This window comes from Rothia santali, assembly GCF_024199905.1.
Classification (GTDB): Bacteria; Actinomycetota; Actinomycetes; order Actinomycetales; family Micrococcaceae; genus Rothia; species Rothia santali.
Window position 1 is genome coordinate 22,703 of record NZ_JANAFB010000016.1, and the last position, 20,435, is coordinate 43,137.

The 20,435-nt window shown below is 73.5% G+C and carries 12 protein-coding genes, 1 tRNA gene and 1 pseudogene; 11 read left to right on the forward strand and 3 right to left on the reverse strand.

Features of this window, described 5'->3' with window-relative positions; genetic code table 11:
* Window positions 1–75: 75 nt before the first annotated feature.
* Window positions 76–729, forward strand: coding sequence for an MBL fold metallo-hydrolase (locus NBM05_RS07955; protein ID WP_254166382.1), 654 nt, complete (start codon window positions 76–78; stop codon window positions 727–729).
* A 119-nt stretch (window positions 730–848) separates the two neighbouring features.
* Complete coding sequence (locus NBM05_RS07960; protein ID WP_254166384.1) at window positions 849–1,280, forward strand: HIT family protein; 432 nt, start codon at window positions 849–851, stop codon at window positions 1,278–1,280.
* Window positions 1,281–1,922: 642 nt separating this feature from the next.
* Here the strand turns inward: NBM05_RS07960 and hrpA are convergent.
* On the reverse strand, window positions 1,923–6,344 hold the full coding sequence (hrpA, locus tag NBM05_RS07965; protein ID WP_254166386.1) for an ATP-dependent RNA helicase HrpA: 4,422 nt from the start codon (window positions 6,342–6,344) through the stop codon (window positions 1,923–1,925).
* A 74-nt stretch (window positions 6,345–6,418) separates the two neighbouring features.
* Window positions 6,419–6,494 (reverse strand) — tRNA-Arg (locus NBM05_RS07970).
* Window positions 6,495–6,595: 101 nt separating this feature from the next.
* On the opposite strand from NBM05_RS07970, the gene argS reads away from it, so the two are divergent.
* The 9 genes and pseudogenes from argS to NBM05_RS08015 all read left to right on the forward strand — a co-directional run bounded on the left by argS (window position 6,596) and on the right by NBM05_RS08015 (window position 19,320).
* A complete protein-coding gene (argS, locus tag NBM05_RS07975) occupies window positions 6,596–8,254 on the forward strand; it encodes an arginine--tRNA ligase (protein WP_254166388.1) in 1,659 nt (552 codons plus the stop codon).
* Window positions 8,255–9,741: pseudogene (locus tag NBM05_RS07980) on the forward strand (diaminopimelate decarboxylase family protein). It begins immediately after the preceding gene.
* A gap of 28 nt (window positions 9,742–9,769) precedes the next feature.
* Complete coding sequence (locus NBM05_RS07985) at window positions 9,770–11,065, forward strand: homoserine dehydrogenase (protein ID WP_254166390.1); 1,296 nt, start codon at window positions 9,770–9,772, stop codon at window positions 11,063–11,065.
* Window positions 11,066–11,108: 43 nt separating this feature from the next.
* A complete protein-coding gene (gene thrC / locus NBM05_RS07990) occupies window positions 11,109–12,218 on the forward strand; it encodes a threonine synthase (RefSeq protein ID WP_254166392.1) in 1,110 nt (369 codons plus the stop codon).
* The gene (gene thrB, locus NBM05_RS07995) at window positions 12,215–13,312 is read left to right on the forward strand and encodes a homoserine kinase (RefSeq protein ID WP_254166393.1); all 1,098 of its coding nucleotides are present in this window, start codon (window positions 12,215–12,217) and stop codon (window positions 13,310–13,312) included. Before thrC ends, thrB begins: the two co-directional genes overlap by 4 nt.
* Window positions 13,313–13,689: 377 nt before the next feature.
* Window positions 13,690–15,732: a transcription termination factor Rho gene (gene rho / locus NBM05_RS08000; RefSeq protein WP_254166394.1), complete on the forward strand. Its 2,043-nt coding sequence runs from the start codon at window positions 13,690–13,692 to the stop codon at window positions 15,730–15,732.
* A gap of 148 nt (window positions 15,733–15,880) precedes the next feature.
* On the forward strand, window positions 15,881–16,960 hold the full coding sequence (gene prfA, locus NBM05_RS08005) for a peptide chain release factor 1 (RefSeq protein ID WP_254166395.1): 1,080 nt from the start codon (window positions 15,881–15,883) through the stop codon (window positions 16,958–16,960).
* 76 nt (window positions 16,961–17,036) lie between these two features.
* Window positions 17,037–17,987, forward strand: a complete 951-nt coding sequence (prmC, locus tag NBM05_RS08010; protein ID WP_309248143.1) for a peptide chain release factor N(5)-glutamine methyltransferase — start codon at window positions 17,037–17,039, stop codon at window positions 17,985–17,987.
* A 70-nt stretch (window positions 17,988–18,057) separates the two neighbouring features.
* Entirely contained in the window at window positions 18,058–19,320 is a 1,263-nt protein-coding gene (locus NBM05_RS08015; protein WP_254166396.1) for an L-threonylcarbamoyladenylate synthase, read from the forward strand.
* Between the two features lie 12 nt (window positions 19,321–19,332).
* Here NBM05_RS08015 and NBM05_RS08020 read toward each other — a convergent pair whose 3' ends face one another.
* Entirely contained in the window at window positions 19,333–20,388 is a 1,056-nt protein-coding gene (locus NBM05_RS08020; protein WP_254166397.1) for an NAD-dependent epimerase/dehydratase family protein, read from the reverse strand.
* Window positions 20,389–20,435: the final 47 nt, after the last annotated feature.

Here is a 20,435-nt window from a genome sequence, read left to right on the forward strand (position 1 = left end):
ACGAACCTGACCCTCGATCTTACCGGCCCGCCGCGCCCATGACATTCCCGGCCCCGCCGGGGCTAGGGTGGGAGCATGCGACTGACGAAGCACGGCCACTCCTGCATCCGGCTCGAGAAGGACGGGGAGGTCCTGGTCCTGGACCCCGGCACCTTCTCCGACGCCGACGCCGCCCTCTCCGGCGCCGACCACCTGCTCATCACCCACGAGCACCCGGACCACTGGGACCGGGAGGCCGTGGCGGCATTCCTGGGCTCCCATCCCGACGTCGGGGTGCTCGCGCCCGAGCCGGTCGCGGAGGCCCTGCGCGGGGAGGTCCCGGCGCCGGAGCGGGTGCGCGCGGTCCGCGGCGGGGAGCGCCTGAGCGCGGGCGCCTTCGACCTGCTGACCGTGGGCGGCCAGCACGCCCTGATCCACCCGCAGGTCCCGATGGTGCAGAACGTGGGGTTCGTGATCGACGAGGACGTGTACCACCCCGGGGACTGCCTGATCGTCCCCGACGTCGTGCGGGTGCGCACGCTCCTGCTGCCGATCCACGCGCCGTGGAACAAGATCCAGGAGGTCATCGACTTCCTGATCGCCGTGCGCGCCGAGCGGGCCCTGCCCATCCACGACGGCCTCCTCGCGCAGAACGGCCGCGACGTGATCGAGGGGCACCTCGCGCGCTTCGGCGAGCGGTACGGGACCGAGTACGGCACGCTGGCGGACGGCGAGGCCGTCGAGCTCTGATCCGGATGCTCGGACGCCTGCCGGGCGCCTCCCACGACCCGATCACCCCACCCAGCCGAGAACCTGGCTCGCCCGAGAACCCGAGTGAGCCGAGACCCCGACCGCCGAGGAGAGACACCATGTCCACCGTGTTCACCAAGATCATCGAGGGCGAGCTGCCCGGTCGCTTCGTCTGGAAGGACGACCAGGCCGTCGCCTTCCTCTCGATCCAGCCGTTGACCCACGGCCACGTGCTGGTGGTCCCGCGCGAGGAGATCGACCACTGGGTCGACCTCCCCGCGCCGCTGGCCGCGCACCTCATGGCCGTCTCGCAGGCCGTGGGCCAGGCGATCGACGCCGCCTTCGAACCGCGCCGGGTCGGGCTGATGATCCAGGGCTTCGAGGTGCCCCACGCCCACCTGCACGTGTGGCCCACCGACTCGATCGCGGAGTTCAGCTTCGACCAGGTCGACCGCGACCCCGACCCCGAGGGCATGGACCGGGCCGCGGAGGCGATCCGCGGCGCGCTCCTGGAGGCGGGCCACCGCGAGGCGGAGGCCGCCGGCGCGTAGCCGGGCGGTGCGTCACCTGGCGGCGCGTCACCTGGCTGCGCGTCGCCAGGTGACGCAGAACCGGGCGGGACGTCGCCGGTCGGAATCCTGCCGACCGGCATCTCGCCGGGTGGTGTCTTTCAGGCCGGCGTCTCGCTGGACGGGACATCGCCGCGGCGGGCCCGTTCGGGTCGATGCGCAGCGCCGCGTCCCGGAGCGGGATCCGGCGCGAACGGTGTCGGTGCACGACGCCGCGGGATTCATAGCACCCCTTCGGCCAGCTAGGCTTTTTCGGAAGCATCGTTCCGACGATCGGTCCGGCACACGGAGCCCCGGGAGGCGTGCACGGAACGGACGCCAGGTCGAGGGGCAGCGCCGGGTCGGTCGTCGGAACCATGGCTCCGAAAACGCGTAGCAGCCGATGGCGTATGCACTCGCCCCGCGCCGGCCGCACCGCCTCCACCAGTCAGCGGATCCTCTGTGCCGATGCGTCGGCAGACCGCTTCGCTGCGACGTGCCGCGGGCATTCAGCGGGCTCTCCACGCGGGGACAGTGAGCGGCCTCCTGACTCCGCCGGGCCAAGAAGCGGCTTCCTAACCCCCCGAGGGTCAGTGAGCGGTTCCCTGACCCCCGAGGGCCAGCGAGCGGTTCCCTGCCCCCGGGTCAGCGAGCGGCCTCCGCCTCCGCGACGGCCGCCGAGAGCGCCTTGCGGATCCGCTGCGGGGAGACCGTCCGCGCGGTGCCGAGCTCCTGGGCGAAGTGGCTCACCCGCAGCTCCTCGACCATCCAGCCGGCGTCGACGATCCCGGCCGGCACGACGCCGTCGCGCGCGTGCTGCTCCGCCGCGGCGTCGACCCGGTCCTCCAGCTCCTGGACCTCCAGCATCAGCTGGTGGTCGCGGTTGACCCGCTCGCCGATCTTGTCCATCCGGATCCGCGCCGCCCTGAGGTAGCGGGGGAGGTGCACGAGCCGGTCGTACCCCGTCGCGGCGACGAAGCCCGGGTAGACCAGCTGATCGACCTGGGCCTTGATGTCGTTGTAGGCGTTGATGACCGAGAGCGACGCCGAGGACTTCAGCTGCTTCCGCACGGCCGTCGCCTCCTTGAGGATCTCCGCGACCAGGCTGGTCACCGAGAAGACGGTGTCGATGAGCTCGGCGCGCACGGCGTCGAAGAGCGCGTCGAAGTCGGCGCGGCGCACCGGCGCCTGGGCGGGCGTCAGCTTGTCCAGGGCCGCGGCGGTGCAGTCGGCGATGAGCGACTCGACCGAGCCGTGCGGGTTCTGGGTGAACACGATCTTCTCGGAGTTCTTCAGATGCTGCGAGACGTACTTCTGGGGCGAGGGCACCTTGAGCGCGAGCAGGCGCACGACGCCGCCGCGCTGGGCCCGCGCCCGCTCGGCCTCCGAGGCGAGAATGCGCACCGCGACGGTGGACCCCTCGTCGACCAGCGCGGGGAAGCCCTCGATCTGCTGTCCGGCGATCCTCCGGGTGATCTTGGTCGGCAGGTCGCGCTCGGGCCAGGCCGTGAGCCCGGAGACCTCCGCGACGCCCGCCGCGGAGTCGCCTCCGCCCGCCGGCCCGGTCGCCGTCCGGGCCGGCGCCGGCGCCGGTTGCCCCCGGCGTCGCGGCCGTCCCTGGCCCCGGGCCGGCCGTCCGCGTCGTGGGCCGACGTCCCGCCGGTGGGCCCCGCCGGCGCGCCCGGCCCCGTCGGCCCGCCGGGCCCCGCCGGAGGCGCGGGATCCGCCGGATCCATCCGGACCACCCCCGGTCCGCCCGGCGGAGGCGAGGCGGTCCAGCGCGTCCGGCGAGGCGCCCAGCGAGGCCGCCAGCGCGGACCTGACCTGCGGCCGCAGCCGCTCCTGCAGCTCCGCGAGGTCCTTGCCCTCGCCGAGGAGCTTGTTGCGCGGGTCCCGGACCTGGAAGGTGACCCGCAGGTGCGCCGGCACGGCGTCCCAGTTCCACGAGCCCGGCGGGACGATGACGCCCTTGAGCCGCCGCAGCGCGAGCTCCAGCGAGGGGAGCAGCTCGTCGGCGGCCGGGTCGAAGTCGGCCTCGAGCCGCTCGAGGGCCTGCGCGGCCACGTCCGGGGCCGGCACGAAGTGCTTGCGCGAGGCCTTGGGCAGCGACTTGATGAGCGCGGTGACCAGCTCCCGCCGCAGCCCGGGGATCATCCACTCGAACGGCGTCGGCTCCAGCTGGTTCAGGAAGACCACGGGGACCTGCACGAACACGCCGTCGGCGGTGCCCTGGGCGCCGGGCGCGGCCGGGGCGAAGCGGTAGGTCAGGTCCAGCCGCAGCTGCGAGCCGCCCGGGTCGACGACCCAGGTGCGCGGGTACGACGACTCGTCGTAGTCTGCGGCCTCCTGGTCGATCAGGGCCTCCGGCGAGAAGTCGAGCAGGTGCTCCTGCGTCGGCCGCGTCTTCTTCCACCACTGGTCGAAGTGCCGCTCGGAGACGACGTCGGCCGGGATGCGCGCGTCGTAGAAGGCGTAGAGAGCGTCGTCGTCCACGCGCAGGTCGCGACGGCGCAGGCGGGCCTCGAGCTGGTCGATCTCGGCCAGGCGCCTCTGGTTGCGCTGGAAGAAGCGGTGGCGGGTGCGCCAGTCGCCCTCGACCAGCGCGCGGCGGATGAACAGCTCGCGGGACAGCTCCGGGTCGATCCGCCAGTAGTTGACGAGCCGCTCCGTGAACACCGGGACGCCGAACAGCGTCGCCTTCTCGTAGGCCATGACCGAGCCGCGCTTGGCGGACCAGTGCGGCTCCGAATAGCTGCGCTTGAGGAGGTGCCCGGCGGCCTCCTCGATCCACTCCGGCTTCACGGCGGCGTTGACCCGCGCCCAGAGCTTGGAGGTCTCCACGAGCTCGGCGGCCACGATCCAGTCGGGGTTCTTCTTGAACAGGCCCGAGGCAGGGAAGATCGAGAAGCGGGTGCCGCGCGCGCCGAGGTACTCGCGGCTGCGCTCGTCCCGGATGCCGACGTGGCTCAGCAGCCCGGTCAGGAGGCTGCGGTGGACCGCGTCCTCGTTCTGGCCCGGGTCGATCTGCCGGCCGCGCGCGACCGGGACGCCGGCCCGGGAGCCGAGCTCGCGGATCTGCTCGTAGAGGTCCTGCCACTCGCGCACGCGCAGGAAGTTGATGAACTCGCGCTGGCACATCTTGCGGAACTGGGAGGAGGAGAGCTCGCGCTGCTTCTCCTGCAGGTACTGCCAGAGCAGGAGGTAGCCCGAGAAGTCGGACGCGTCGTCGCGGAAGCGGGAGTGGTGCTCGTCGGCCTGGGGGCGCTTGTCGGCGGGGCGCTCCCGCGGGTCCTGGATGGTCAGGGCCGCGGCCAGCACCATGACCTCGCGCTCGACGCCGTGCTCCTGCGCCGCGACGATCATGCGGCCCAGCCGCGGGTCCACCGGGAAGGCGGCGAGCTTGCGGCCGACGTCGGTCAGCGGCGACGGGGCGCCGCCGCGGCCCCGTCCGCTCCTGCCCCTGCCGCGCCCGCGACCGCGCCGGCCGCGCCCCGAGCCGCGCCCGGCGGCCTCCCGGCCAGATGACGACTCGTCCCCACCCCTGCTGGTCGAGCCGTCACCCCGGCCGCCGGACGAGTCGTCGACTCGGCCCGTCGAGTCGTCACCGTTCTGATCGGTCGACTCATCAGCGCGTCGGCTGGTCGAACCGCCACCCGAGGGCCCGCCGTCGCCACGGCTCGAGGACCGCCCGTCCCCGCGCTCGTCGGTCAGCGCGCCCAGCTCGCGCAGCACCGCGACGCCGTCGGCCACCGCGCGCTTGGCCGGCGGCTCCACGAACGGGAACCGCTCCATGTCCGCAGGCGAGCCCACGACGCCGATGCTCATGGTGTGCAGGATGACCGCGGCCAGGTTGGTCCGCAGGATCTCCGGGTCGGTGAACTCCGGCCGCGAGGCGAAGTCCTCCTCGGAGTAGAGGCGGATGGCGATGCCGTCGGAGACGCGGCCGCAGCGGCCCGAGCGCTGGTTGGCGCTGGCCTGGGAGACGCGCTCGATCGGCAGTCGCTGGACCTTGGTCCGGGTCGAGTAGCGCGAGATGCGGGCCGTGCCCGGGTCGATCACGTACTTGATGCCGGGCACGGTCAGCGAGGTCTCGGCGACGTTGGTCGCCAGCACGATGCGCGGCTTGCCCGAGGGCCGGAAGACCCGGTGATGCTCGGCCATGGACAGGCGGGCGAACAGGGGCAGGATCTCGGTGCCGGTCAGGCGGCGGTCCCGGCGGGCGAGGTCCTCCAGGGCGTCGGCGGCGTCGCGGATCTCCCGTTCGCCGGCGAAGAAGACGAGGATGTCGCCCGGGGCCTCGGACCGCAGCTCCAGCACGGCGTCGCACACGGCGTCGATGGGGTCGCGGTCGTCGTCCTCGAGGCCGTCGTCGGTGCCCTCGTCCGAGCCGCCCGAGGGGTCGGCGAGCGGGCGGTAGCGGATCTCCACGGGATAGGTGCGGCCCGAGACCTCGATGACGGGGGCGGCGTCGTCCGGCATCGGCTCGTCCTCGGGGTGCTCGGCCACCGGGTCGAAGCTGGGCGCGAAGTGCCGGGCGAAGCGCTCGGGGTCGATGGTCGCGGAGGTGATGACGATCTTCAGGTCCGGGCGCTGCGGCAGGATGCGCTTGAGGTAGCCGAGGATGAAGTCGATGTTCAGCGAGCGCTCGTGGGCCTCGTCGATGATGATCGCGGAGTAGCGCCTGAGCAGGGGGTCGTGGGGGATCTCCGCCAGGAGGATGCCGTCGGTCATGAGCTTGACCTCGGTGCGCTCGCTGACCTGCGAGGTGAAGCGGACCTGATAGCCCACCGTCTGCCCGATCTCCTCGCCCAGCTCCTCGGCGATGCGCTCCGCGACCGAGCGCGCGGCGAGCCGGCGGGGCTGGGTGTGGCCGATGGTGCCGGCCGCGGCGAGGCCCAGCTCAAGGCACATCTTGGGGATCTGGGTGGTCTTGCCGGACCCGGTCTCGCCGGCGACCACCACCACCTGGTGCTCCGCGATGGCGGCCATGATGTCCGCGCGGCGCGCGGAGACGGGCAGGGCCTCGGGATAGGCGATGGTGCGGGTGGGGGCGGGGTTCTCAGACATACTCGTGCCATTCTACGCCGGACACGCGAAAGGCCCCGGAGGACGCTGCGGCGTCGTCCGGGGCCTTCCTCGGGTGGTGCCCTCGATAGGATTCGAACCTACGACTTCCTGCTCCGGAGGCAGGCGCTCTATCCACTGAGCTACGAGGGCAACGCGTATGAGCCTAACACCATTCTATGCCCTCGCGCACCTCGGGACACGAGCCGGGCGCCCGTCGGGGGCACCGCGCGGGGCCTTGTAGACTGAACGGCGTGACTCCCGAAGAACTCTCCACCGCCGTATCCCTGTGCCTCGACGCGTCCCTCGACGCCGGCGAGCTGAGCCTGGCCGAGGACGCCAGCGCCCCGGCCGTCAGAATCGAGCGCCCCAAGAACCGCGAGCACGGGGACTGGGCCACCAACATCGCGCTCCAGCTCTCCAAGCGCGTGGGCCGCAACCCCCGGGAGGTCGCCCAGGTGCTGGCCGACCGGATCTTCGGGATCGACGGCGTCGCCTCGGTCGACATCGCCGGGCCCGGGTTCCTCAACATCGTGCTCGACGCCGCCGCCGCCGGCTCCCTCGCCCAGCGCATCCTGGAGGAGGGCGAGTCCTTCGGCCGCTCCGAGGCGCTCGCGGGCACCCGCATCAACCTCGAGTTCGTCTCGGCCAACCCCACCGGCCCGATCCACCTGGGCGGGACCCGCTGGGCCGCCGTCGGCGACTCCCTGGCCCGCATCCTCCAGGCCACCGGCGCCGAGGTCACCCGCGAGTACTACTTCAACGACCACGGCACCCAGATCGACCGCTTCGCCCGCTCGCTGCTGGCCAGCGCGAAGGGCGAGCCCGCCCCCGAGGACGGCTACGGCGGGGACTACATCGGCGAGATCGCCGAGCGCGTGCTCGCCGAGCACCCCGACGCGCTCGCCGCCGAGGACCCGCAGGAGGTCTTCCGCTCCCACGGCGTCGAGCTGATGTTCGCCGAGATCAAGCGCTCGCTGCACGAATTCGGCGTCGACTTCGACGTCTACTTCCACGAGAACTCGCTCTTCGAGGCGGGCTCGGTCGAGCGCCTGCTGGGCCACCTGCGCGAGACCGGCGCGCTCTACGAGGCCGACGGCGCGTGGTGGCTGCGCTCGACCGACCACGGCGACGACAAGGACCGCGTGGTCATCAAGTCCGACGGCAACGCCGCCTACATCGCCGGCGACATCGCCTACATCGAGGACAAGATGCGCCGCGGCGCGGACCTCGCGATCTACATGCTCGGCGCGGACCACCACGGCTACGTCGCGCGCCTGAAGGCGGCCGCGGCGGCCATCGGCGGGGACGCCGACGCCGTCGAGGTCATGATCGGCCAGATGGTCAACCTGGTGAAGGACGGCAAGCCCGTGCGCATGTCCAAGCGCGCCGGGACCGTGGTGACGCTGGAGGACCTGGTCGAGGCCGTCGGCGTCGACGCCGCACGCTACTCGCTGACCCGCTTCTCCGTGGACTCGAACATCGACGTCGACCTGGACCTGCTGACCAAGCGCTCCAACGAGAACCCGGTGTTCTACGTCCAGTACGCCCACGCCCGCACCTGCGCCGTGGCCCGCAACGCCCGCGACGCCGGCGTCGTCCGCTCCGCCGAGAGCTTCTCCGCCGAGCTGCTGGACGGCCCCGCAGACGAGGAGCTGCTCGCCGCGCTCGGCCAGTTCACGGGCGTCCTCGCGGAGGCCTCGGGCTTCCGCGAGCCGCACCGCGTGGCCCGCTACCTCGAGACCCTCGCCGGCGCCTACCACCGCTGGTACGACTCGTGCCGCGTGGCGCCCAAGGGCGAGGAGCCCGTGACCGACACCCACCGCACCCGCCTGGCGCTGAACGACGCCGTGACCCAGGTGATCGCCAACGGCCTGCGCCTGCTCGGCGTCAGCGCCCCGGAGAGGATGTAGATGGACACCACCGCCGCACCCCTGGTCCCCGAGTGGGTCAGCGTCCCGGCCGACCCGGCCGCGCTGGACCCCGCGATCTGGACGGACTCGTTCCGCCGCGAGGAGTACGGCGAGCTCAGCATCGACGGCCGCCGGGTCTCCGAGCTGACGCGCGAGTTCGGCACCCCGCTGTACGCCTACTCCGAGGACACCTACCGGACCCGGGCGCGGGAGTTCCGCGACGCCTTCGGCGCGGCCTTCGCCGAGCACGGCGCCGAGGTCTCGGTGTACTACGCGGGCAAGGCCTTCCTGTGCGCCGCGGTGGTCCGCTGGGCCGAGGAGGAGGGGCTGAACCTCGACACGGCCTCGGGCGGGGAGCTCGCGCTCGCGCTGGCGGCCGGGATGCCGCCCGCGCGGATCGCGCTGCACGGGAACAACAAGTCCGCCGCCGAGATCACCCGGGCGCTGGAGCGCGGGGTGGGCCGGATCGTGGCCGACTCCGTGCCCGAGCTGCTGCTGATCGACCGGATCGCCGGCGAGCTGGGCGTCAGCGCCCCGGTGATGATCCGGGTGACCCCGGGCGTGCACGCCGAGACGCACGACTTCATCGCGACCGCCCACGAGGACCAGAAGTTCGGCCTCTCGCTCGCCGAGGGCACCGCGCGGCTGGCCGAGGGGCAGCTGGGCGAGGCGCTGCGCGTCGAGACCGCCCCCGCGGCCGGGGACTCCGCGGCGATGCTCGCCGGGCTCGCGGCCGCGGCCCTGCCGCACGTGGACCTGCGCGGGGTGCACTGCCACATCGGCTCCCAGATCTTCACCGCCGAGGGCTTCGAGCTCGCCGCGCGGCGGTGCTCGGCTTCATGGCCGAGCTGTCCCGCCGGGCCGGCGTCGCGCTGCCCGAGGTGGACCTCGGGGGCGGCTACGGCATCGGCTACGTCGCGGGGGAGCGGCCCCGCCCGGCGGCGGAGATCGCCCGGGCGCTGGCCGGGACCATCGCCTCGGTGTGCGCCGAGGCGGGCCTGGAGATCCCGCACCTGTCGATCGAGCCGGGGCGCGCGATCACCGGCCCCGCGGGCGCGACCCTGTACACCGTGGGCACGCTCAAGGACGTCGCGGTCGAGGACGAGCACGGGCGCACCCAGGTCCGCCGGTACGTCTCCGTGGACGGCGGCATGTCTGACAACGCCCGCCCCGTACTGTACGGTTCGCAGTACACGGTGACCCTGGCCGGCCGCTCGCCCGCGGGGGAGCAGGTGCTCTGCCGCGTGGTCGGCAAGCACTGCGAGTCGGGGGACATCGTGGTGAACCACTGCTACCTGCCCGCCGACCTGCGCGCCGGGGACATCCTGGCCGTCGCGGCCACCGGCGCCTACTGCTGGTCGCTGGCGAGCAACTACAACTACCTTCCGAGGCCGGCCGTCGTCGCGACGTCCGCCGCCCAGGCCCCCCGGGTCATCGTGCGCGGCGAGACGGAGGAGGACCTGCTGGCCCGCGACGCGGGCCTGTGAGGGCCCGCAGGAGCACCAAGGAGAACTCATGACCGATCGTTCGTTCAAGGTCGCCCTGCTCGGGGCCGGCACCGTCGGCTCCCAGGTGGCGAGGATCCTCACCGAGGACGCCGAGGAGCTGGCCTCGCGGATCGGCTCCCGCCCGGAGCTGATCGGAATCGCCGTCCGGGACACCACCGCGGCCCGCGACACGACCGTCGACGCCGCGCTGTACACGACCGACGCCGAGGCGCTGATCGACGCGGCCGACGTCGTGATCGAGCTGACCGGCGGGATCGAGCCGGCCCGCACCCGGATCCTGCGCGCGCTGTCCGGCGGCGCGGCCGTGGTGACCGGCAACAAGGCGCTGCTGGCCAAGCACGGCACCGAGCTGCAGCGGGCGGCCGACGCCGCGGGCGTGCAGCTGTCCTACGAGGCCGCCGTGGCCGGCGCGATCCCGATCCTGCGCCCCCTGCGCGACTCGCTCGCCGGGGACCGCATCACCCGCGTGCTGGGCATCATGAACGGCACGACCAACTTCATCCTGGACGCGATGGACTCCACCGGCGCCCAGTTCGACGACGCCCTGGCCGAGGCCCAGCGCCTGGGCTACGCGGAGGCCGACCCGACGGCCGACGTCGAGGGCCACGACGCCGCCGCGAAGGCCGCGATCGTCGCCTCCCTGGCCTTCCACTCCGAGTTCACGATCGATGACGTGCACTGCGAGGGCATCCGCGAGATCTCGGCCGACGACGTCGCGGCCGCCCAGGCCGACGGCTACGTCATCAAGCTGCTCGCGGTCTGCGAGCTCGACGGCGAGGGCGTGAACATCCGCGTCCACCCGACGCTGATCCCGCGCAAGCACCCGCTGGCGAGCGTCCGCGACGCCTACAACGCGGTCTTCGTGGAGTCCCGCGACGCCGGCGAGCTGATGTTCTACGGCCCCGGTGCGGGCGGCGCGCCCACGGCGTCGGCCGTCATGGGCGACTTCGTGACCCTGAGCCGCCGGAAGGTGCTCGGCGGCCCGGCCATCCCGGACCAGTCCCACCGCAACCTCGAGGCGACCTCGCTCTCCCGCGTGGTCTCCCGCTACACCGTGGGGCTGCACGTGAAGGACAAGCTGGGCGTGCTCGCCCGGATCGCCCAGGTCTTCGCCGACCACGGCATCTCGATCCAGACGATGCACCAGACCAAGCACCCGGAGCACGAGGCGGGCGAGCCGGAGACGACCATCCGCATCGTCACCCACCGCACCACCGACGAGCGCCTGGAGGGCACGCTCGCGGAGATCTCGGCGCTGCCGACGGTCGACCGCGTGACCTCCATCATCCGCGTCGAGAACTGACCATCCCCTCGAGACCACCAGCACAACCGAAGGACTGAACGCATTGGCACACGTATGGCGCGGCGTCATCAACGAGTACAGGGACCGCCTGCCGGTCACGGACCGCACGGAGGTCGTGACCCTCGGCGAGGGCGGCACCCCGCTGATCCACGCCCCCCAGCTGTCCGAGCTCACCGGCAACACGGTGTACGTGAAGTTCGAGGGCATGAACCCCACCGGCTCCTTCAAGGACCGCGGCATGACCATGGCGATCACCGCGGCCAAGGAGGCCGGGGCGAAGGCCGTGGTGTGCGCCTCGACCGGCAACACCTCCGCCTCCGCGGCCGCCTACGCGACCCAGGCGGGGCTGACCTGCGCCGTGCTGGTGCCCGAGGGCAAGATCGCGATGGGCAAGCTGTCCCAGGCGATCGCCCACGGCGCCGAGCTCATCCAGGTCCGGGGCAACTTCGACAACTGCCTCGAGGTGGCCCGCAAGCTGGCCGAGAACTACCCGGTATTCCTGGTCAACTCGGTCAACCCGAACCGGATCGAGGGGCAGAAGACCGGCTCCTTCGAGGTCGTGGACACCCTGGGCGACGCCCCGGACTACCACCTCCTGCCCGTGGGCAACGCCGGGAACATCACGGCCTACTGGAAGGGTTACAAGGAGTACTCGGAGGAGTACGCGGCCCGGGACGGCTCGACCCTGCCGGCCGTGTCCACCAAGCGGCCCAAGATGTGGGGCTTCCAGGCGGCGGGCTCGGCACCCATCGTTCTGGGCCACCCCGTGACCGAGCCCGAGACCATCGCGACCGCGATCCGGATCGGGAACCCGGCCTCGTGGAAGCAGGCCGAGGAGGCGCGGGACGAGTCCGGCGGCCTCATCGAGTCCGTGACGGACGAGGAGATCCTCGAGGCGCACCGCTGGCTCTCCGCCAAGGAGGGCGTCTTCGTGGAGCCGGCCTCCGCGGCCGGCGTCGCGGGCCTGCTGAAGAAGTTCCGCGCCGGCGAGGCGCCGCGGGGCGCGACCATCGTGATCACGGTGACCGGTCACGGCCTGAAGGACCCCCAGTGGGCCCTGAAGGGCGCCGACGGCTCGGACGTCGACCCCACCAAGGTCGACTTCGACGTCGTCTCGGTCGCCGACGCCCTCGGCCTCACCGCGGCCGGATGAGCGGCGCGACGACGGGCGACGCGGTCCCCGCGGGCGGCGCGCCCGCCGGGGCCGGGGCGGCCGTGAACGGCGCGACGCCGGTGGAGCCCCTGGTCGACGGGCAGTCGGCGGCCCTGCACGGCCCGGAGGTCATCCCCGCGGGCCGCACCGTGCGCGTCACGGTCCCGGCGTCGTCGGGCAACGTGGGCCCGGGCTACGACTGCCTCGGGCTGGCGCTGGGGCGCTACGACCGCCTCACGGTGACCCGCACCGGCTCGGGGCTCACCTTCGAGCTCACCGGCGAGGGCAGCGACGAGGTGCCGCGCACGGCCGAGCACCTGGTGATCCGGGCGATGCGCACCGCCTGGCGCGCCGCCGGGCTCCTGGAGCTGCCCGGCCTGCACGTGGTGGCCGAGAACCGGATCCCGCACTCGCGGGGGATGGGCTCCTCGGCCTCGGCGATCGTGGCCGGGGTCGCCGCGGCCAACGCCCTGCTGCCCGAGGAGCTGCGGCTGGACGCGAACGCGCTGCTGCAGATCTGCTCGCAGATGGAGGGCCACCCCGACAACGTCGCGCCCTCGCTGCTCGGCGGCCTCGTGATCTCCTATGCCGCCGAGGACGGCTACCGCTCGGTGCCTGTCCGCGTGCACGGGGAGATCCGGCCCGTCGTCGCCGTGCCCGACTACGAGGTGCCCACGCGCCTGGCCCGCGGGCTCATCCCCGAGGCGGTCCCGCACCGCGACGCCGCGGCCAACTCCGGGCGCGCGGCCCTGCTGGTCCACGCCGCGACCGCCGACCCCGCGCAGCTCTTCGCGGGGACGGCGGACCTGCTGCACCAGCAGTACCGGGCCGGGGCCATGGCCCCGAGCGCGGCGCTGCTGGCCCGCCTGCGGGGCCGGGGTCTCCCGGCCATCATCTCCGGCGCCGGCCCGACCGTCCTGGTGCTGGCCGAGGACGCCGAGCGGGCGGCCCTGGCCGCGGAGGAGATCCGCGCCTTCGGGGAGGATCCGGCCAGCAGCCTCGACGGGCGCCGCGTCACGTGGGCCGTGGAGGAGCTGACCGTCGACGCCGAGGGTGTTATAGTCGAGACCGTGGAGTCCGGCGAGCTTTCCTGAAGCTCCCCGGCTCGCCGCCTCCGGGCCTCCCGTTCTCGGGACGCGGCGGAGGCGGTCATCACGGATCTCCCGTTCTGGGGGATGCAGTCTCGGAGCTGAATTCCCTCGCCGCACGTCGGGGCGCCTCAATGCGGTGCTCGGCCCTCACCCTCACCCGGATGAGTCCCGCGTACGCATCGGTCCCCACGACGCCCGTCTCCCTCCCGGAGGGCGCGGGCGGCGAGGACGTCCTGGCTCCGGGCCCGCTTTTCCATCCCGGCATTCCCCGGATGCTGTGATCACGCACCCACCGCGCCGAGGCCCGGTGGGGGCAGACCAACGAATATTTCGGCTTGAGGCGCATCTCGCCCAGCCACGTCGAGGGGGAAGGATCCTTCGTGACCGAAACTACCGACCTGCTGCCGGGTACGGACCGTGCGGAGTCAGCTCCGGCGGATCAGCCTCGTGAGAAGAACGAGGCGGCAGACCAGCAGAACAGCACTCCGTCGTCGGGCGGCCAGAAGTCGCAGGGCGGCCTGAGCGCCCTGAAGCTCGCGCAGCTGCAGGCCCTGGCCTCGCAGCTGGGCATCACCGGCGCCCGCCGCATGCGCAAGTCCGCCTTGGTGGAGGCCATCGCCGCCCACCAGCGCGGTTCGGCCGTGGCCGACCGCGAGGCCGCCAAGGCCCAGGAGCCCGCCGCGGCGGAGAAGAAGCCCGCCGCCGAGCAGGCGTCGGGCGCGGAGGGCGAGCAGCCCGCCAAGCGCACCCGCTCCCGCCGCAAGTCCGAGCCGGCGACCGAGACCGCGCAGGCCCCCGAGGCCGCCGAGGAGTCCCAGGGCTCCGAGGAGGGCGCCGCTTCCGAGGACCGGTCCTCGCAGCAGGATCGCGGCTCCCGCCGCGGCCGCGGCGGGAAGGCCAAGGACCAGAAGGACGCCAGGGAGCAGTCCGAGGGCGCCAAGGATGGCGCCAAGGGCGGTGACCGCGAGGGCAAGGGCAACGACCGCGGCAAGGACGGCGGCGACCGCGGCAAGGATGGCAACGACCGCGGGCGCGGCGGCCGCAAGAACGACCGGGGCAACGACAGCCGGGGCGAGAACCGCGGCAACGACAACCGGAACGAGAACCGCGGCAACGACAACCGGGGCAACGACAACCGCGGCAACAACGGCCCGGACGACGACGGCCGCGGCGGCCGCAACCGCCGCAACCGCAACCGCAACGACCGCCGGGACCGCCGCCGCGGCCGCGCCAACGGCCCCGAGGTGGACGACACCGAGGTGACCGAGGACGACGTCCTGCTGCCCGTGGCCGGCATCCTGGACGTGCTGGACAACTACGCCTTCGTCCGCACCTCCGGCTACCTGCCCGGCCCCAACGACGTCTACGTCTCGCTCGCCCAGGTCAAGAAGCACCACCTGCGCAAGGGCGACGCCGTCGTCGGCGCCATCCGCGCCCCGCGGGACGGCGAGAACCAGGGCAACGCGCGCCAGAAGTTCAACGCCCTGGTGCAGCTGACCAGCGTCAACGGCAAGAAGACCGACGAGCTGAGCCACCGCGTCGAGTTCAACAAGCTCACCCCGCTCTACCCGACCGAGCGGCTGCGCCTCGAGACCGAGCAGAAGAAGATCGGCCCCCGCGTGGTGGACCTGATCGCCCCGATCGGCAAGGGCCAGCGCGGCCTGATCGTCTCCCCGCCCAAGGCCGGCAAGACGCTCATGCTGCAGTCCATCGCCAACGCGATCACGACCAACAACCCCGAGGTCCACCTCATGATGGTGCTGGTCGACGAGCGCCCCGAGGAAGTCACGGACATGCAGCGCACGGTCAAGGGCGAGGTCATCGCCTCGACCTTCGACCGCCCCGCCGACGACCACACCACGGTCGCGGAGCTGGCGATCGAGCGGGCCAAGCGGCTGGTGGAGCTGGGGCACGACGTCGTCGTGCTGCTGGACTCCATGACCCGCCTGGGCCGCGCGTACAACCTCTCCGCCCCGGCGTCGGGCCGCATCCTCACCGGCGGCGTCGACTCCGCCGCGCTGTACCCGCCCAAGCGCTTCTTCGGCGCGGCGCGCAACATCGAGGAGGGCGGCTCGCTGACCATCCTCGCGACCGCGCTGGTGGAGACCGGTTCCAAGATGGACGAGGTCATCTTCGAGGAGTTCAAGGGCACCGGCAACATGGAGCTGCGCCTCTCGCGCAACCTGGCCGACAAGCGCATCTTCCCGGCGGTGGACGTCAAGGAGTCCAGCACCCGCCGCGAGGAGAACCTGCTCTCGCCCGAGGAGATCAAGATCATGTGGCGCCTGCGCCGCGTGCTGGCCGGCCTCGACCAGCAGCAGGCCCTGGAGGTGCTCACGACCAAGCTGCGCGACACCCCCACCAACGTGCAGTTCCTCCTGCAGGTGCAGAAGACCACGCTGGGATCCAAGTCGGACGACTAGTCCGCACGACCCACGACGACGCCGGGCGCGGCCCTCGGGAGCACCGAGGGCCGCGCCCGGTGCCGTCGAGCCGCCCGTCGCCCCAGGCCGGCGCGGGCGCGTGGGATACTGGAGGCCGCACCCACCGACGCCGATGATCGAGGAACCCATGTTCGAATCCATTCAGTCCCTCCTGGACGAGCACGCCGAGCTGCAGGAGCAGCTGGCGGACCCCGCCGTCCACGCCGACCCGGGCAAGGCCCGCCGGCTGGGGCGCCGCTACGCCGAGCTCAACGGGATCGTCGAGGCCCACCGGCGCGTCGTCGGGCTGGGGGACGACCTGGAGGCCGCCCGCGAGATGGCCGACGAGGACCCCGAGTTCGCGGCCGAGGCCACCGAGCTCGAGGAGCAGCTGACCGCGGCCCAGGAGCGCCTGCGCCGCCTGCTGATCCCGCGCGACCCCGACGACGGCCGCAACGTGATCCTCGAGGTCAAGGCGGGGGAGGGCGGTGACGAGTCGGCCCTGTTCGCCGGCGACCTGCTGCGGATGTACACCCGCTACGCCGAGACCAAGGGCTGGAAGACCGAGATCATCTCCTCCAACGACTCGGACCTGGGCGGGTACAAGGACGTCCAGGTCGCGATCAAGGGCTCCTCCAGCGACCCCGGCGAGGGCGTGTGGGCGCACCTGAAGTACGAGGGCGGGGTGCACCGCGTCCAGCGCGTGCCCGTGACCGAGTCCCAGGGCCGCATCCACACCTCGGCGGCCGGCGTGCTGGTCTTCCCCGAGGTCGACGAGCCCGAGGAGGTCACGATCAGCCAGAACGACCTCAAGATCGACGTCTACCGCTCCTCGGGCCCGGGCGGGCAGTCGGTCAACACGACCGACTCGGCGGTGCGCATCACGCACCTGCCCACCGGGATCGTCGTGGCCATGCAGAACGAGAAGTCGCAGCTGCAGAACCGCGAGGCCGCGATGCGCGTGCTCCGGGCGCGCCTGCTGGCCCACCAGCAGGAGCAGCTCGACGCCGAGGCGGCCGAGCACCGGAAGTCCCAGGTCAAGACCATGGACCGCTCCGAGCGCATCCGCACGTACAACTTCCCCGAGAACCGCATCGCGGACCACCGCACGGGGTACAAGGCCTACAACCTCGACCACGTCATGGGCGGGGACCTCGAGCCGGTGATCCGCTCCGCGATCGCGATGGACGAGGAGCACCGCCTGGCCGCCCTCGGGCAGAACTCCTGACCCGGTGAGCGGGGAGGGGGCCGACGCCGTCCGCGGCGCCGGGGACGCGTCCGGCGCTATCCGGGGCACCGGGGACGTGTCCGGTGCGGAGGCGGCGGCCCGGGAACCGACCGCCGGGGCCGACCTCGGCGCGGCGGTCCGGGAGGCGGCCCGGACCCTGGCCCGGGCCGGAATCGCGACGCCGCGGGCCGACGCCGAGCTGCTCGCCGCCCACCTGATCTCCCGGGAGACCGGCGAGCCCGTGAGCCGCGGCGAGCTCGCCGCGCGCATGGTCACCGGTTCCTGGCCCGCCCCGGCGGGTTACGCGGAGCTGGTGGCCTCCCGCGCGGAGCGCATCCCCCTGCAGCACCTGACCGGCGAGGCGCACTTCCGGAACCTCACCCTGCGCGTGGGGCCCGGCGTCTTCGTCCCGCGCCCCGAGACCGAGGTGCTCGTGGACGAGCTCAACGCCTTCCTCGCCGCGCGGGGCGAGGCGAGCCCGGTGGTGGTGGACCTCGCGACCGGCTCCGGGGCGCTGGCCCTGGCGGCCGCGCAGGAGAACCCCGGGGCGAGGGTCCTCGGCGTCGAGCTCAGCGAGGCCGCGCTGGCCTGGGCCCGGGCCAACGCCGAGGACCGCGCCGCGGCCGGCGACCGGCCGGTCGAGATCGTGGCCGGCGACGCCGCGACCGCGCTGCCCGAGCTGGAGGGCGCCGTCGCCGCCGTGCTCACCAACCCGCCCTACATCCCCGAGGACATGGTGCCCCGGGACCCGGAGGTCGCCCTCCACGACCCGGAGACCGCCCTGTACGGCGGCTCCCCGGACGGGATGCTCATCCCGACCGCGTTCGTCCGCCGCGCCGCCCGCCTGCTCGTCCCCGGGGGGCTGCTGATCATGGAGCACGCGGAGGTGCAGGCGGCCGCCGCGGCCGGGCTGTTCGCGGCCGAGGGCTTCACCGGCGTCGAGACCGTCCTCGACCTCACGGGGCGCGAGCGGGCCACGAAGGGATACGCTGGTGGGCGGGGCCCCGCCGCGCCGGGCGCCCCCTGAACCGGACCGCGCCGGGACGCGAGAGGCCCGCGTCGGCGCGCCACCCCCACGAGACGAAAGTAACCGAACCGTGACCGCAACCGTCTATTCCGTCACCAGCCCCGACGAGCGCGAGGCGGCCCTCGAGGCCGCCACCGCGGCGCTGTCGGCCGGCAGGACCGTGGTGATCCCCACCGACACCGTCTACGGGATCGCCGCCGACGCCTTCTCCCGCGGAGGGGTCCGGCAGCTGCTGGCGGCCAAGGGGCGCTCCCGCCGGATGCCCCCGCCCGTCCTGATCGCCGACCCCGGGGTGCTCCCGGGTCTGGCCGACGACGTCGGGGAGCAGGCCCGGGCGCTGGCCGAGGCGTTCTGGCCCGGGGCCCTGACCCTGATCGTCTACGCCCAGCCGTCCCTGAACTGGGACCTGGGGGAGACCTCCGGGACCGTGGGGCTGCGCGTGCCCGACGACGAGCTGGCCCGGGAGCTGCTGCGCCGCACCGGCCCGCTGGCCGTCTCCAGCGCCAACCGGACCGGGCGCGCGGCGGCGACCGACGCCGGGGAGGCCCTCGAGCAGCTCGGCGAGCGGGTCGAGGCGATCCTGGACGACGGGCCCCGCCCGGTCGGGCGCGCCGAGGGGGTCGCGAGCGCCGACGTCGCGCCCTCGACGATCGTGGACGCGACCGGGGACCACCTCGTCGTCGTGCGCCTGGGCGCGATCAGCATGGAGCGGCTGCGCGAGGTGGCCCCCGACGTCGTGACGCGCGAGGAGCTGCGGGAGCGCCGCCGGGCCTCGGCCGCGCCCACGGCCGCGGAGACCGGTGAGGACCTCGTGGCCGGATCCTCGGCGCCGTCCGGGTCCACCGTTGCCGCCGGGTCCGCCGGGTCCGCCGGTGTCGCCGCGGCGTCGGCCGGGAGCGCGGCGGGCGCCGCCTCGGCCCGGCCGGTGGTGGACCAGATGCGATCCCGCCCCGAGGGCGAGGACGGCCGGAGGCCGCCGCGCGGCGCGCCGCCAGGACGAGGCCCCCACCCGTCCGCTGGGCGCCGCCTCGGCCCGCGACCTGGTCTTCGGCGCCTCGGCCGCCCCGGACGCCGCCGCCACCGACGCCGCCGCCCCCGCCACCGACGCCGCCACCCGGGAAGCCGCCGCCCCCGTGTCCGCCGCCCCGAACGGGACCGACGCCGCCGCCCCAGAAGGGACCGATGCCGCAGCCCCGGAGGCCGCCGAACCGGACACGGGAGCGAACGCGGGCGAGGGCCAGCCCGGCCCCGATTCGGACCGCCCCGAGTCAGACCGGCCCGACTCCGCCTGACCGCAGCGGCCGAGAACGCGACGCCTCGCTTCATCCCTTGAAGCCGGCGTGCCTCAGCGCTTGGAGCCGGCGGCCGTGTGCGCCTGCCGCAGCACCGACCCGATGCGGCGCTCGGGCAGCAGCCCGCGCTGCTCGACCCAGGAGTCGTCCTGGCCCTGCCCGAAGAGCATCAGCTCGAGCCGCCGCACCGCCCCGTGGAAGCGCTCGTTCAGCGCCGAGGAGACGCCGTAGCCCGAGCCCACCACGGCTCGCGCCAGCACGTCCGGCAGGTGGTGCGGGCGGCGTCGGCCGGCGTCCCGGATCACGGAGCCGGTGGTCGCGCCCTCCCAGGGCTGCAGCACGATCGGCGGCAGCTGCTCGTCCAGGGTCCCCACGCCGACGACGAACTCGGCCAGCGCGTGCACCGAGGTCACCGGCGTCGGGCGGTCCCCGCGCCCGGCCACCGAGGCGAGGAACGAGGAGGAGACCCGCGCGAGCGAGGCGGTGGTGTTGCGGCCCGAGCCCTGCACCGAGGTCGCGCGCACGATGCACAGCTGCGCGGCATGGTGCGGGTGGACCGAGACCGGGTTGGTGCTCGGCGCGGCCGGGAACGAGGAGCCCGGGGAGCCGGGGGCCGCGCCGGCCTCGGCGGTCGCGGTGATCAGCTCGCGCAGGCGCAGCAGGCAGTCCTCGCCCAGCGCCTTGGAGAACGAGTAGGCGGAGAACGGCGAGGTGGCCTCGCTGGAGTCGAGGACCGGCCGGGAGCCCTGGACGGCCGCCGAGCTCAGGTGGATGACGCGCTGCACGCCGGTCCGCTGGGCCGCGACGGCGACCACGGCCGGCAGCAGCGCGTTGGCGCCGATGAGCGAGGAGAGGTCCTGCTGGTCCGGGGCGGAGAGCCCCGCCGCGTTGACCACGACCTCGGCCCCGGCGAACGTGTCCGCGAGGTAGTCGATGACGGACTGGAGGCGCCGCGCCTCCGCGATGATCTGGCCGGATGAGTCGGCGGACGTCGCCAGGCGGGGTGCCGCGACCGGGGCCGCGCTGATGCCCTCCTGCTGCAGACGAGTCATGATGGCGGAGCCCGTGAAGCCGGTGGCTCCCAGGACCCGCCAGGTGGACTGGCTCATGCTTCCTCGCTTTCGTGGACCGGACGGTCTGCGGGTGCGCCGGAATT